The sequence below is a fragment of the Lachnospira multipara ATCC 19207 genome (genome assembly GCF_000424105.1).
Classification (GTDB): domain Bacteria; phylum Bacillota; class Clostridia; order Lachnospirales; family Lachnospiraceae; genus Lachnospira; species Lachnospira multipara.
On sequence record NZ_AUJG01000004.1, the window covers coordinates 118,365 to 133,956 of the forward strand.

Consider the following 15,592-nt stretch of genomic DNA (forward strand, 5'->3'; position numbering starts at 1 on the left):
TTAATTAGCAACAACGTTTTATCTATATTTCTTTATCCGGGTCGTAAGTCAAATTTATTGGCAGCGCAGAAATGAGGAGATTATGTCAGAGAAACAGAAAACATTAGTCGTTGACACAGTCGAAGCTCTTGAAGAAAAGCTTAATTCAGTAAGAAAAGCACAGCGTGAATTCGCTACATTTTCTCAGGAACAGGTAGACAAGATTTTTAGAGCAGCAGCTCTTGCAGCTAACAAGGAAAGAATTCGTCTTGCTAAGTTAGCAGTTGAAGAAACAGGAATGGGTATCGTTGAAGATAAGGTTATCAAGAACCATTTCGCTTCTGAGTATATCTACAATAAGTACAAGGACACAAAGACTTGTGGTGTTCTTGAAAGAGATACAGCTGCTGGTATTACTAAGATTGCAGAGCCTATCGGTGTTGTTGCTGCTGTTATTCCAACAACAAACCCTACATCAACTGCTATTTTTAAGACATTAGTATCTTTAAAGACTCGTAACGGTATTATTATCAGTCCTCACCCAAGAGCTAAGGGTTCAACAATTGAAGCTGCTAGAGTAGTTCTTGAGGCTGCAGTTAAGGCTGGTGCTCCAGAAGGTATCATTGGTTGGATTGATGTTCCATCTCTTGACTTAACAAATATGCTTATGAAGGAAGCTGATATCATCCTTGCAACTGGTGGTCCTGGTATGGTTAAGTCAGCTTACTCATCAGGAACTCCTGCACTCGGTGTTGGTGCTGGTAACACTCCTGCAATCATTGATGAAACAGCAGATATTACATTAGCTGTTAACTCAATCATTCATTCTAAGACATTTGATAATGGTATGATTTGTGCTTCAGAACAGTCAGTAATCGTTGATAAGAAGATTTACGATGCTGTTAAGAAGGAATTTGAAGACAGAGGATGCTATTTCTTAAATAAGACAGAAACAGAAAAGGTTAGAAAGACTATCCTTATTAACGGTGCCTTAAATGCTAAGATCGTTGGTCAGAAGGCTGCTACAATCGCTGCTCTAGCTGGTGTTAAGGTTCCAGAAGAAACTAAGATTATTATCGGTGAAGTTACATCTGTTGATATTTCAGAAGAATTTGCTCATGAAAAGTTATCTCCAGTACTTGCTATGTACAAGGCTGATGACTTCGAAGATGCTATGGATAAGGCTTCACACTTAATCGCTGATGGTGGTTTTGGTCATACTTCTTCACTTTATATCAACATTCCTACACAGCAGGAAAAGATTGCTAAGTGGTCAGAAGCTATGAAGACTTGCCGTTGCTTAATTAACACACCTTCTTCACAGGGTGGTATCGGTGATATTTACAACTTCACTCTTACACCTTCACTTACTCTTGGTTGTGGTTCTTGGGGTGGTAACTCAGTTTCAGAAAACGTTGGAGTTAAGCACCTTATTAATATCAAGAATGTCGCTGAGAGGAGAGAAAATATGCTTTGGTTTAGAGCACCTGAAAAGGTTTACTTCAAGAAGGGTTGTCTTCCAGTAGCTCTTGATGAATTAAAGAACGTTATGGGTAAGAAGAAGGCCTTCATCGTAACTGATCAGTTCCTTTATAAGAACGGTCATATTAAGAACATTACAGATAAGCTCGATGAAATGGGTATCCAGTATACTTGCTTCTATGATGTAGCTCCAGATCCAACACTTGCTTGTGCTAAGGCTGGTGCAGAAGCTATGAGATTATTTGAACCAGATACAATCATTGCTATCGGTGGTGGTTCTGCTATGGATGCTGGTAAGATCATGTGGGTTATGTATGAGCATCCAGAAGCTGACTTCGAAGATATGGCAATGCGTTTCATGGATATTAGAAAGAGAATTTACACATTCCCTAAGATGGGTGAAAAGGCTTACTTCGTAGCTATTTCTACTTCATCTGGTACAGGTTCTGAAGTAACTCCATTCGCAGTTATTACAGATGAAAAGACAGGTTTAAAGTATCCTTTAGCTGATTATGAATTACTTCCTAATATGGCTATTGTTGATGCTGATATGCATATGACTCAGCCTAAGGGCTTAACAGCTGCTTCAGGTTTTGATGCATTAGTTCACGCTTTAGAGGCTTATGCTTCTATTATGGCTACAGAGTTTACAGATGGTATTTCTCTTAAGGCTATTAAGACTATATTTGATTATTTACCATCAGCTTATGAAAATGGTGCTAACGACGCTAAGGCTAGAGAAAAGATGGCAGTAGCTAGCTGTATGGCTGGTATGGCATTTGCTAACGCATTCCTTGGTGTTTGCCACTCTATGGCTCATAAGCTTGGTGCTTACCATCACTTACCACACGGTGTTGCAAATGCAATTCTTCTTACAGATGTAATGAAGTTTAATGCCGTTGACGTACCTACTAAGATGGGAACATTCCCACAGTATCAGTATCCACATTGTAAGGAACGTTACGTAGAGGTTGCTGAATTCTTAGGTATCCAGGGTAAGAACGATGATGAAAAGTTCAACAAGCTCATCGATAAGATTGAAGAACTTAAGCATACAATCGGTATTAAAGATACAATTAAAGATTACGGCATTGAAGAAAAGGATTTCCTTGCTACTCTTGATGAAATGTCAGAGATGGCCTTCGATGATCAGTGTACAGGTGCTAATCCAAGATATCCACTTATCAGTGAAATCAAGGAAATGTACATCAAGGCTTACTATGGTAAGGTTGTTGATATCACAAAGAAGACAAAATAATTTTATTTAGATTTTGAACAAAGCTTTTTATGGGGACTATTTAGTAGTAGAAAGGATGAGCACATGAAAAAATTAATAGCTGAAAATAAATTAAAATCCGTTTATTTAGACGGTAACAAGGTAACTAAGGTTTTTGACAAGAAGTATAATAAGTCAGACGTTTTATATGAAGCTCTTAATACAGCTCGTGTAGAAGATGCTGGGGCAAAGATACCTAAGCTTTTATCAGTTGATGTAGCTGATGGACAGTGGAGTATCACAAGTGAGTATGTAGAAGGACCAACTCTTACTGAGTTAATCAAGAAGTATCCTGCTAAGGTTGATGAGTACATCAACAAGATGGTTGAATACCAGGTTGAGTTCCAGAAGAAGTCTAACCCATTACTCTTAGTACTAAAGGACAAGCTTCACAGACAGATTGATTCTTTAACAAATATCGATAGCTCAACAAAGTATGAGCTTGAGACAAGACTTGATTCTATGCATAATCATACAAAGCTTTGTCACGGTGATTTTTGTCCAGATAACATTATCGCCGATGTTGATAAAGATGGTAACATTAAGGGTCTTACTGCTGTAGACTGGGTACATGCTACTCAGGGTAACGCTTCTGCAGATATTGCTAATACTTATCTTTTACTTAAGCTTCAGTATGGTGAGGCAAGTGATATTGCTGATAAGTATATGGATGCTTTCTGTAAGGCAACTAACACACAGAAGACATATGTTACTACATGGCTTCCAATTGTAGCTGCAGCTAGATTAGCTAAAGACAAGAAGGAAGAAAAAGACTTGCTTGAGAAGTGGATTAATGTCGTTGATTTCCAGTAATATTAATCTCCTTTAAATATAATAATGTGTAATAGATTTGATATTAATTTCTTCTCATTTCAACACAAGAAACGCTCCTAGCCAAGCTAGGGGCGTTTTTGATTTTATATTATTTTTCTGAAAATGTATCTATTATTAATCCTTTAAATCTGTAAAATTTGCTGTGTAATTTTCAGACATTTTTCAATGATTTCTTTTGTAAATTTTAGACATTATATCAATTTGTTCTTTTGTAAAATTTAGACCTTCTTAAAACTAAAGTCCTTAAATTCAAATTCACCCTCACCCTCGTATCTAAAGAATATAGCGAATATTTCTCCTTCTATTAATGGGAATTTATCTGTATTAAAACTTGTCCATGTCTCATTTTTACAATTTAACTCAAAGCAAATATTTTCATTTTCATAAGCGCTATTCTTATAAATAAGCTTTATATTAAATTTACCTTTAGCCTCTCCACGAATTGTTAGATTAAGAGTCATATTAGTGGACTTAGAAGAGTTTGTAAATGTAGTAGTAGCTGTAGGAGCCGGCAATTCAAAGTACTTATAGCCAATCACACATGTATTATGAATATGTGAAACATACTGGTCTTCTCCTACTTCTCTGTCAGGGCCATCTTGGCTTATTCTAAGGCTATTTAGAGCCTTTTCTTCCTTTTCCTTATAATTTATCCCATCAATCAAATTACAGGCTATATAGCTTGGAATTGTGCCTTTAAGTTTTAATGGACCATCATTTAAACCACAACTTGTTGCTTCCACTTGTTTAAAGCTGCCATCATCTGCCATATATATTTTCTCTGCAACGGCCTGTCGGCTATATGAGCTAGCATTACTATATCTGTGATCAAAGATGTAGTATTGATTCTTAATCTTAATTAAACTGCCATGAGTATTCCCATTAGGATAAGCCGGCTTATCGGCCGTATAACCATTTATTCCTACATCTGATGTGGAATGTAGCCTTCCTTTATATACAAAATCCCTATCAGGATACTTGCTCATCATATAGTGAAGGCCACCTAGTCGCACTGAATAAATTAGATAGTAATTATCCCCAAATTTGCGCATAGAAGGAGCTTCAAAATACCTAGTTTCATCATAGAAATCATCCTTTCTATTAATGACAACTACAGGCTCTGACTTCATAGTTAGATAGTCATCTTCTATTTTTGATACGTGACATCCCACATATTTCCTGCCTAATTCGTCCTCTTCTTGTCTTGGACAAAAGCCAGAATAAAGATAAATCTCCCCATCATCATCCATAAATACAGCCGGGTCAAACTGATAATAATCCCCTGCCTTAGTGCCATAGACGCGTCCATCAGCTAGTGAAACATCCCCTAGGTAACTATATTTTCCTGCAGGCTCATTACAAACTGCGACAGATATTATTGAGGAATGAGCAAGGGAATAATATAGATAAAATCTGCCATCTTTTCCCTTTATCACATCAGGTGCAAATAAAATTTTTCTATCTACCTGCTTTGGATCATCTTCTTTTCTATAAATCACACCTTCATAGCGCCAATTAGCTAGATTATCAATTGATGCAGACCAACAGACGTAATCATTTTCACAATAATCCTTTCCTCCAAACTTGTCGTGACTTCCGTACAGATAAACTCTATCTCCAAAGATATGTGGCTCCCCGTCTGGCACATATTCATAACTTGGTAAAAATGGATTCACTGCCTCTTTCATAAAATCCCCCTATATAAAATCATTTTCTTATAAAAAAATCTGCCTATACCCATTGGATATAAGCAGATTAGTTTTTAAATCTATCGATTAACTATTTAATTACTTTGTAGGTACAAGCTCTGTTTTTCCGCCCATATAAGGTCTTAATGCCTCAGGGATAAGAACTCTACCATCTGCCTGTAAATTGTTCTCTAAGAAAGCAATAAGCATTCTAGGAGGTGCAACACAAGTGTTATTTAATGTATGAGCAAAGTACTTATTCTTATCAGAACCCTGAACTCTGATCTTAAGTCTTCTAGCCTGAGCATCGCCTAAGTTAGAGCATGAACCAACTTCGAAGTACTTCTTCTGTCTTGGAGACCAAGCTTCAACGTCAATTGACTTAACCTTAAGGTCAGCTAAATCGCCTGAACAGCACTCAAGTGTTCTTACAGGTACATCGAGTGTTCTAAAGAAATCTACAGTGTTCTGCCATAACTTATCGAACCACATCTTGCTTTCTTCTGGCTTACAAACAACGATCATTTCCTGCTTTTCAAACTGGTGAATTCTGTAAACACCACGCTCTTCAATACCGTGAGCACCCTTTTCCTTACGGAAACATGGAGAGAAACTTGTAAGTGTCTTTGGAAGTTCTTCCTCTGGTGTGATTGTATCGATGAACTTACCAATCATTGAATGCTCTGAAGTTCCAATTAAGTAAAGGTCTTCGCCTTCGATCTTATACATCATTGCGTCCATTTCATCAAATGACATAACGCCAGTAACTACGCTACTTCTAATCATGTAAGGAGGGATGCAATATGTGAAACCTCTATCGATCATGAAATCTCTAGCATAAGCTGTTACTGCTGAATGTAATCTAGCGATATCGCCCATAAGGTAGTAGAAACCATTACCTGCAACCTTACCTGCTGAATCCATATCAATTCCGTCAAATCTTTCCATAATATCTGTATGGTATGGGATTTCGAAATCAGGTACAACAGGTTCGCCGTACTTCTGGATTTCAACATTTTCACTATCATCCTTACCAATAGGTACTGAAGGATCGATAATGTTAGGGATTGTCATCATAATCTTAGTAACTTTTTCATTAAGTTCTGATTCCTTAGCCTCAAGTTCCTTTAACTTTTCAGCCTGAGCGTTTACCTGAGCCTTAACTTCTTCAGCTTCTTCTTTCTTTCCCTGACCCATTAAAGCACCAATCTGCTTAGAAAGCTTGTTACGGTTAGCTCTTAATTCATCAGCTTCTGTCTTAGTTGCTCTAGCCTGAGCATCTAATTCAATAACTTCATCTACTAAAGGAAGTTTTCTATCCTGGAACTTGTTTTTGATATTCTGTTTAACAATATCAGGATTTTCTCTTACAAATTTTAAATCTAACATATTTCCTCATTTCTGCAATTTATGCTTATATATTTTAATTTTAGTGTATATGTTTTCATCTATGTCAATTTAGCACTGATATAGTATTTTTTCAACACTAATTTAGTCTTTATTTATGTGAAAATTTACATCTTATTCTGCTGAACTAAATCATTAACTTCTTTACTTAAGTTTGCATCACCAAGACGTCCTGCAAGTGCCTCATTTAAGGCCTTTGCCTCTTCATCGCCAAGCTCTAAGTAAGACTCACCGCGAACGATTTCCTTAATGTAGGCAAAGCAACCTGTGTTACTGTGCATTACATTTACAACATAACCATTATTGGCCTTATCTAACATACATAGAGCAAAGCTTAACTTTCCGCCCATTTCGTGGAAGGCGTCGTATTTAACTATTCCAACCTTTGTAAATGTGTACTCTAACTTTTCGTAAATATCTTTGATAGATTCAGTATTGGCATCTGCAGTTTCCTTTAAGCCCTTAATATCGCCTGTATACTCTCTAATTAGCTTTTCTATGCTCTTTCCTTCCGAGCCTTCCATCATTAATGTGTACTTCTTCTTCATCTTAGAAGCTTTGACAATAGCTACTATTGCAAGTATAAATGCTATAAGTGTAAATCCTATCATGCCAACTAGCACGTATAGTGTATTTACTTCAAACAAACCAAATACGTCTAACATAATTCTACCTTCCTAATATTTAATTTTGCTAATTTTATTTAGCAATTTATTATTTAACCTTATTAAATAGGTCAATAATACGCTCTAACTCAGCCTGAGAATAATATTCAATCTCAATCTTACCCTTGTTGTTATTCTTATTCTTAATAACAACCTGAGTGCCCATAATCTTCTTAAATTTCTCTTCTAAGTCACGGTAAACAAAGTCATTCTCTGGCTTTGGCTTCTCTACCTTTTCTGGCTTATCAAGTTCACGCATAAGCTTTTCTACATCTCTTACGCTTAACTTCTCATCGAAAATCTTCTGAGCAATAAAATACTGCTTATCCTTATCTTCAATTGTAATAATAGCTCTTGCATGACCACTAGACAATTTACCTTCAACTACCATATCTTGTACTCTTGAATCAAGCTTAAGTAATCTAAGAGAATTTGTAATAGCTGTTCTAGATTTAGATACCTTTTCAGCTACTTCATCTTGTTTTAATCTGTAGTCCTTAATCAACCTCTGATATGCAAGTGCCTCTTCAATAGGATTTAAATCCTCTCTCTGGATGTTCTCAATCAAAGCGATTTCCATAACTTCCTGAGTTGTGTAATCCTTAATAATTACAGGTACTTCCTTGACTCCAGCCATCTTAGCAGCTCTCCATCTACGTTCACCTGCAATAATTTCATAGTAGTTATCCTTCTTTTGTACAAGAAGTGGCTGTAAAATGCCATACTGCTTAATAGATTCTGATAGCTCAATTAATGCATCTTCATCGAACATCTTTCTTGGCTGATCTCTATTAGGCTCTACTAATGAAATCTTTACTTTATTCTCAACAGGAACTTCTTTTACCACTTCTTTAACTACTTCAACTTCTTGAATGATTGGTTCTTTACTACTAGTTTCAACTTCAGGAATTAAAGCACCAATGCCTTTTCCTAAGCCTTTACCTAAACCTTTTGTTGCAGTCTTCTTTGTTGCCATAAAATCCCTCACCTTTCACTATTTGTTTCCCATAACTTCTGCAGCTAACATTCTGTAGCTTTCAGCTCCAGATGATTTACTATCATAAATATTAATTGGTAAACCGTGGCTAGGTGCTTCTGCTAGTCTAATATTTCTAGGGATAATTGTCTTGTAAATGTTCTCCTGTAAATTATCTTTTACATTCTCTACTACCTGTAATGATAAATTAGTTCTAGAGTCATACATTGTAAATACAACACCCTCTAATTCAAGTTCTGGATTAAGTTTCTTCTTAACCAAATTAATTGTATGTATTAACTGTGTCAAACCTTCTAGAGCATAATACTCACATTGAATTGGTACTAAAACTGTATCAGCTGCTGTCATAGCATTAACTGTTAGCATACTTAATGAAGGTGGGCAATCAAGAATTATATAATCATACTGATCTCTTACTTCTGTAATTGCACTCTTAAGTGAATACTCTCTATTATCAATATCAATTAAATCAATTTCTGCACCAGCAAGATTTACATTAGATGTGATAATGTCGAGATTATCGACTACATTTTCAATAATTGCATCTCTTATATTACATTCCTGAAGAATTACTTCATACACCGTATTATTGGAACCATCTTTTGATAAACCAAATCCACTAGTTGTGTTACCCTGTGGATCAATGTCGATAACAAGAACTCTCTGACCTGCCTCTGCAAGACAAGCTGATAAATTAATTGCTGTTGTTGTTTTTCCAACGCCGCCCTTCTGGTTAGCAATTGCTATAGTTCGACCCATCTTATACCTCCCATTTTATTTCCTTTTAATAGTTATCTTTAGTGTAAAATATATAAATCAATGACATTAACTATGTAATGTTCCACGTGAAACTTCACGCAAATAACTATTAAATATTATATCACTTCGTCAAAAAACTATCCATAGTTTTTTCCATTTTGTTTCACGTGGAACATACGATTTTTAAAAAATTACGTTTTTTAAGAGGTGTTATTATACCTCTGAAAAATTGTATTTTTTTGATAAAGAAATAATGAGGATGGAGAAATAAGAAATATAAAAAGGATTTATTATTGTTGTATTGAATTCAAAGTCATGTCATTATTATCTAAACAGTATATAATAGTAATTAATTCTTATTTTATTATCTAGCTTGTGGATTATTATTCTATAATCTACTACAATTGCTATTGATAAGCACTATTATTTTTATTCTTATACCGCATATATCAATCATCTAGTCTAACTTCAACTAGGTTTCATGCCTAATTTAAAATGTTTCACATGAAACATTAGCTTCTGAAAGCCAATATTTATCAGTATTTCCAGCTTATATGCAGATTGAATATATAGTTTCAACTATTATCTTATCTAATATCTAATCAAATATCATTTTACCATACTTGAATGTTTCATGTGAAACATGTCATAAGAGTCTATAAGATAACTAATAATTAATCCCTGCTTCAACTTATGTTTCATGTGAAACATCATATATTAATAACTAAATTCATACCAAGATAATTATAGCTAATGTTTCATGTGAAACATAGAATAACAATTCACACTCTACTTGAGATAAATCTCTATATGTTTCACATGAAACATAATAATAAAAAAGAGGATTTGATTAATCAAATCCTCTTACTTTTCAATATTGATAGCTATTAGCTAATTACTTTATTGAAATAATATTGTTTTTAATAGCAAAAACAGCAGCTTGAGTTCTATCAGAAACACCAATCTTCTTAAATATATTAGATACGTGATTCTTTACTGTTCTTTCACTTATATTTAATGTAGAAGCAATTTCTTTATTAAATGATCCTGCAGCGATCATTTTAAGTACTTCGATTTCTCTCTTAGTTAAGTCGCTTAACTTTTCATTCATTACATCTCTTTCTGCAAGGCTTGCATTAAGTAATGGCATTAAGCTTGGCTCAACATAAGTATCACCAGCATATACTGCAAAGATTGCTTTCTTTAATGTATCAAAATCTGAATCCTTTAATACATATCCATCACAACCTTCATCTAAAGCCTTAACTAAATACTCTACTTCTTTATGAATTGTCAAAATAACTACTTTACAAAGCATTTTCTGTTGCTTCATTATACTTAAAACTTGTAAGCCATCCAAGTTAGGCATATTAATATCTAATAGAACTACATTGGGCTTCGTCTTATTTGCTAAGTTTAAGCATTCATAACCGTCTCCTGCTTCACCAACGACCTGAATTTCATGGTCCATCTCAAGCAATTGAATAAGCCCCTCTCTGACCATTCTATGATCATCTGCTAGTAAAACGTTAACTGCCATAAAAACCCTCCCGTTTTTTACTTTATTGGTATTGTTATAGTAAATGAAGACCCCTTGTGATTAGAAAAACTTATCACCCCTTTAAGTAATTCAACACGTTCCCTTAACATCACCATACCAAAACCTGTTTTATTATATTTTACATGTCTTTGATTATCGAAATCAAATCCGATACCGTTATCTTTATGTTTAAGTACTATCTCATTGTTGGTTTTCTTAATACTGATATCGACCTTACTGCATTTAGAATGTTTAATTGAGTTACTAGTAAGTTCGTTTATAATTCGTAAAATACTTATTGCAATAATGTCGTCCACATTATCATCACCAATAAAGCTATAATTAAAAATAATATCGCTGGAATCTTTTAATTTAGAAATGCATTGATTACATGCAGCTTCAAATCCTAAATCCTTGACTTGTCCCATACGTAAATTTGAAATAATCTCTCTTAATTCGTTTATACAATCTTTAAGTGCTGTTCTTCTTGATTGTAATTCTAGCTTTGCTCTCTTTGCATCTTGTTCAATTAATTTAATAATAAATTCATCCTTATATGACAAAGCCGTCAATGTTTGTATTACTGTGTCATGAATATCTCGAGAAATTCGTTCTCTTTCAAATTCTATACTTCTAAGTATATCTTTAGAGATTTCTGTAGTACTATCATTATCCTGTAAATCATCGTCATTGATTATATGATCTAAATTTTCTATCTTTTGCTCTATTAACTTCAACCGATCCTTATAAGCAATGTCCTCTGATAGGATTTCCTCTTTTGTTTTATTTAATGTTTCAAGTTTGATTGCTAGTTCATCGTCAAAATTGGTGGAATGAAAAGCATAATCATCTTTTCCCATTTTTTCCTTAAGCTCAGATATCTCTTTATCAATAGAGACAAGTTTAGAGTTACCAAGTTGAATATCATTTTCTAATTCTAGTTTCTCAAGCTGCCAATATCTGAATTCTTCTTCAATAAACTCCTGTGCCTTTTCTCTATTATACATATTTGCTCCAATACTTAATAAACAAAAGATTTAATATATGGTACCTACACGTTCTATAGTACCATAAAAATAGTAAAAATGTAGTTGTTTTTTGCACTTTTTACTACTACCATAAAAATTTTAACCTATTTTGGACTAGAAATAAAGTACTTTTTTACTATTTATATAATACTTGAGTAATTTAGATTTTAAATTTGTATTTTGAAATTATTGTTTGATAGTTAGTCTTTATTAGACTATAATATTATATAAGAAAATACTAATTATTTAGTAATTCGGAGGTAATATATGAATAAATGGCAAAAGCTCGGTCTTTTTGCAGGTGTCTGTACAGCCGTTCTTACAACAGCACACCTTATAAATAAACTTATCTTTAGTACAGCAACATCGAAGGGCATCACAGATAAACGTATTAACTCATGTTATCCTTGGAAATTTGGCAATATCAGCTATAGTGTACAGGGATCTGGGAAACCAGTTTTATTAATTCATGATTTAAGTTCCTTTAGTTCATCATATGAATGGGATAATGTTATAGATATTCTCGCAGAAAAGCATACTGTTTATGCAATCGATTTACTTGGATGTGGAAACTCTGACAAGCCAAATCTTACATATACAACTTATATGTACACACAGCTTGTAGCAGACTTTATTAACAATGTTATTACCAAAAAGACTGATGTTATCGCAACTTCAGCATCTGCTCCAATTGCAGTTGCTAGTGCCTTTAACAACAAGGACATCATTAATAACATCATTTTAGTAAGTCCAGAATCAATTAAAACAGCGATGTTAACACCAACTAAGCAGTCTAAGATAACAAGAATTATTCTTGAGACACCTATTATTGGTACTTTAGTTTACAATATTTGTGCTAGTAAAGGTTCTATTAACAATACAATGGCTAATCACATTTTCGCAAAGGGTGAAGTTCCAAGTGACTTCCTTGACGCTTATTATGAATCATCACATTTACAGGGCGCAGCAAGCAAGCACCTCTACACAAGTAAGGAGTGCCACTACACAACTGTTGCCATTGCTAGACTTTTAGCTTCTGTGGATAATAGTATCTACATTATCGGTGGTGAACTTGATAATAATGCAAATGTTATCGAAGAATATACTGATTTAAATCCAGCCATTGAAACTTACTTTATTCCTAATGCAAAAAAACTTCCTCAGGTTGAAGAACCAGAAGAATTTGCAAAGCAGGTTGATATTTTCTTAGCTTAATAAAAGCTAATAGAACTAAATAATTTTGTAAAAAACCCTGAAACCACACAATCACAGTTGGTTTCAGGGTTTTGTTTATTTATGAAAGTGGCTCCTTTGTAGGAAGTCCAGCCTTTCTTGGATACTTTTTTGATGTTTCTTTAACCTTCTTTATAAGGACTAAAGATCTGTCTATATCTGTATTTGGTAATCTAAATTTAGTGATTTTTTCAAGCTGTCCACCTAGTAATTTAATGGCTTTCTTTGCATTTTCAGCTTCTTCATCAATCTCTCCAGACTTCATAGCTACAAAATAGCCACCTAGTTTAACATAAGGTAAATTGTACTCTGCAAGGGATGATAAATTAGCAACGGCACGAGAAATCGCAATATCAAACTGCTCTCTTAATTCCTTGTTTCGTCCGCCATCTTCGGCTCTACTGTGGATAGTCTTAATATTTTCAAGACCTAATTTATTAATTACCTCGTCTAAGAACTTAATTCTTTTATTAAGAGAATCAAGTAGGACAACGTCTACATTAGGAAATGCTATCTTTATAGGAAGGCCAGGAAAACCAGCCCCTGTACCAACATCTATAAGCCTTATCTTATCTGACGTAATAAGTTTGTTTGGATCAAGCACTAAGCTATCTACAAAATGCTTTAATAAAACCTCATCATATTCTGTTATACCTGTTAGGTTCATGAATTCGTTCCATTCAACAAGTGTCTCATAATACTGATTGAACTGCTCTAACTGCTTTGAATCGATTTCAACACCTAATTCTTTAAGATTATCTATAAAAAGCATTTCTTCTTTTTTCATTATGCTTAATCCTTTCTACTTTGCAAGATTGCGTCTGTATGACTCTAAATAAACCAATAATACAGAGATATCTGCAGGTGATACACCTGAAATTCTTGAAGCCTGGCCAATTGAACGAGGCTTGAATTTATCTAGCTTCTGCATAGCTTCTTTTCTAAGACCTGAAATAGCAAAATAATCTAATTCTTCAGGAATCATCTTACCTTCAAGCTTTTTAAAATGCTCAACCTGTCTTAACTGACGGCTAATATAACCTTCATACTTAAGATTGATATTAACCTGTTCCTGAACATCCCAAGGAAGTTCTGGTCTATGCTTATCAATTGGAGCTAATACTTCGTAATTTAACTCTGGACGTCTAATTAATTCTGCAAGGGTTACACCTGTTGTAAGTTCTGTTGATCCGTTTTCCACAAGAACCTTCTGAACTTCTTCACTTGTCCCCACATTTACAGTTTTTACACGTTCAATTTCTTCATCTATGAGTCTAATCTTCTCATTTAACTTATTCATACGCTCATCACTAATTAAACCAATCTTGTGACCATACTTTGTTAAACGTATATCTGCATTATCCTGTCTTAAAACAAGTCTGTATTCTGCTCTACTTGTCATCATTCTGTATGGTTCAGATGTTTCCTTAGTTACTAAGTCATCTATTAATACACCAATGTAACTCTCTGATCTATCAAGAATTAATGGCTCTTCTTTCTTTACATAAAGCGCTGCATTTATACCAGCAATAATACCCTGTGCTGCAGCTTCTTCATAACCTGAACTACCATTAAACTGACCACCAGCAAATAAACCGCTAATCTTCTTAAATTCAAGAGAAGACTTTAACTGAATTGCGCTGATACAGTCATATTCGATAGCGTAGGCATTACGTACGATTTTTACATTTTCAAGGCCAGGAACAGTTCTATACATAGCATACTGAACGTCTTCTGGAAGGGAACTACTCATACCGCCAAGATACATCTCGTTAGTGTAGAGACCCTCTGGCTCAACGAATACCTGATGTCTGTCCTTGTCTGCAAATCTAACTACCTTATCCTCAATTGATGGGCAATATCTAGGTCCTACACCGTGGATATTTCCTGAATAAAGTGGTGATCTATCAAGGTTATCTCTAATAATTTTGTGAGTCTCCTCGTTAGTATATGTCAACCAGCATGAAACCTGTTCTTTCTGGATTGATTCAGGATCTGTTGTGAATGAAAATGGAACAACTCTTTCATCGCCAAACTGCTCCGCCATCTTAGAAAAGTCGATAGAACGCTTATCTACTCTAGCTGGAGTACCTGTCTTAAATCTTCTAACTTCAATTCCGTTATCAATTAAGCTCTGTGTCAAATGATTTGCTGCCTGAAGGCCGTTAGGGCCTGTATATTGGCTTACATCGCCATAAATACATCTAGCCTTTAAATATACGCCAGTACATAAAACTACTGCCTTAGCGAAATATTCAGCGCCAGAAACTGTCTTAACACCAGCGATAACACCATCATTTACCATGATTTCAGAAACCTCGCCCTGTCTTACTGTTAAATTATCAGTATTCTCAAGCACCTGTCTCATATGTCTTGTGTAGTCCTGCTTATCAGCCTGTGCACGTAATGAGTGAACAGCAGGACCCTTTGAAGCGTTAAGCATCTTTGATTGTATAAATGTAGCATCGATGTTCTTACCCATTTCGCCGCCTAAGGCATCAATTTCTCTAACAAGATGTCCCTTAGAACTACCACCGATATTAGGGTTACATGGCATCATAGCGATACTGTCTACACTTACTGTAAACACGATTGTATTTAAACCCATTCTGGCACTTGCAAGGGCTGCCTCACAGCCTGCATGACCTGCACCAACAACTACTACGTCATATTCTTCTTTAATATTATGCATGATAACTTCCTC

General features: G+C 34.7%; 12 protein-coding genes. 3 read left to right on the plus strand and 9 right to left on the minus strand.

From position 1 onward, the window contains the following. Nucleotides 1–82 precede the first annotated feature (82 nt). Both adhE and G600_RS0105775 read left to right on the plus strand, forming a co-directional pair. Nucleotides 83–2,719 carry a bifunctional acetaldehyde-CoA/alcohol dehydrogenase gene (gene adhE, locus G600_RS0105770; protein WP_027431097.1) on the plus strand — a complete coding sequence of 879 codons (2,637 nt, stop codon included), beginning with the start codon at nucleotides 83–85 and terminating at the stop codon, nucleotides 2,717–2,719. Between the two features lie 63 nt (nucleotides 2,720–2,782). After that, the gene (locus G600_RS0105775; RefSeq protein ID WP_027431098.1) at nucleotides 2,783–3,550 is read left to right on the plus strand and encodes a phosphotransferase family protein; all 768 of its coding nucleotides are present in this window, start codon (nucleotides 2,783–2,785) and stop codon (nucleotides 3,548–3,550) included. 239 nt (nucleotides 3,551–3,789) lie between these two features. Here G600_RS0105775 and G600_RS0105780 read toward each other — a convergent pair whose 3' ends face one another. The 7 genes from G600_RS0105780 to G600_RS0105810 form a co-directional block, all read right to left on the minus strand. After that, on the minus strand, nucleotides 3,790–5,259 hold the full coding sequence (locus G600_RS0105780) for a family 43 glycosylhydrolase (protein ID WP_027431099.1): 1,470 nt from the start codon (nucleotides 5,257–5,259) through the stop codon (nucleotides 3,790–3,792). Between the two features lie 99 nt (nucleotides 5,260–5,358). After that, complete coding sequence (serS, locus tag G600_RS0105785; RefSeq protein ID WP_027431100.1) at nucleotides 5,359–6,648, minus strand: serine--tRNA ligase; 1,290 nt, start codon at nucleotides 6,646–6,648, stop codon at nucleotides 5,359–5,361. 125 nt (nucleotides 6,649–6,773) lie between these two features. Then, a complete protein-coding gene (locus G600_RS0105790) occupies nucleotides 6,774–7,331 on the minus strand; it encodes a DUF4446 family protein (RefSeq protein WP_027431101.1) in 558 nt (185 codons plus the stop codon). A gap of 49 nt (nucleotides 7,332–7,380) precedes the next feature. Continuing rightward, entirely contained in the window at nucleotides 7,381–8,307 is a 927-nt protein-coding gene (locus tag G600_RS0105795; protein WP_027431102.1) for a ParB/RepB/Spo0J family partition protein, read from the minus strand. Between the two features lie 18 nt (nucleotides 8,308–8,325). After that, nucleotides 8,326–9,087, minus strand: coding sequence for a ParA family protein (locus G600_RS0105800; RefSeq protein ID WP_027431103.1), 762 nt, complete (start codon nucleotides 9,085–9,087; stop codon nucleotides 8,326–8,328). Between the two features lie 895 nt (nucleotides 9,088–9,982). After that, nucleotides 9,983–10,627: a response regulator gene (locus G600_RS0105805; protein WP_027431104.1), complete on the minus strand. Its 645-nt coding sequence runs from the start codon at nucleotides 10,625–10,627 to the stop codon at nucleotides 9,983–9,985. 17 nt (nucleotides 10,628–10,644) lie between these two features. Then, the gene (locus tag G600_RS0105810; RefSeq protein WP_027431105.1) at nucleotides 10,645–11,634 is read right to left on the minus strand and encodes a sensor histidine kinase; all 990 of its coding nucleotides are present in this window, start codon (nucleotides 11,632–11,634) and stop codon (nucleotides 10,645–10,647) included. Between the two features lie 288 nt (nucleotides 11,635–11,922). Here G600_RS0105810 and G600_RS0105815 point away from each other — a divergent pair, with 288 nt between their 5' ends. Then, entirely contained in the window at nucleotides 11,923–12,870 is a 948-nt protein-coding gene (locus tag G600_RS0105815; protein ID WP_027431106.1) for an alpha/beta fold hydrolase, read from the plus strand. 79 nt (nucleotides 12,871–12,949) lie between these two features. Here the strand turns inward: G600_RS0105815 and rsmG are convergent, their stop codons facing one another. Next, nucleotides 12,950–13,675: a 16S rRNA (guanine(527)-N(7))-methyltransferase RsmG gene (gene rsmG / locus G600_RS0105820; protein ID WP_027431107.1), complete on the minus strand. Its 726-nt coding sequence runs from the start codon at nucleotides 13,673–13,675 to the stop codon at nucleotides 12,950–12,952. Between the two features lie 15 nt (nucleotides 13,676–13,690). Continuing rightward, nucleotides 13,691–15,580 (minus strand): tRNA uridine-5-carboxymethylaminomethyl(34) synthesis enzyme MnmG, encoded by a 1,890-nt coding sequence (gene mnmG / locus G600_RS0105825; protein ID WP_027431108.1) that lies wholly within the window; start codon nucleotides 15,578–15,580, stop codon nucleotides 13,691–13,693. Nucleotides 15,581–15,592 lie beyond the last annotated feature (12 nt).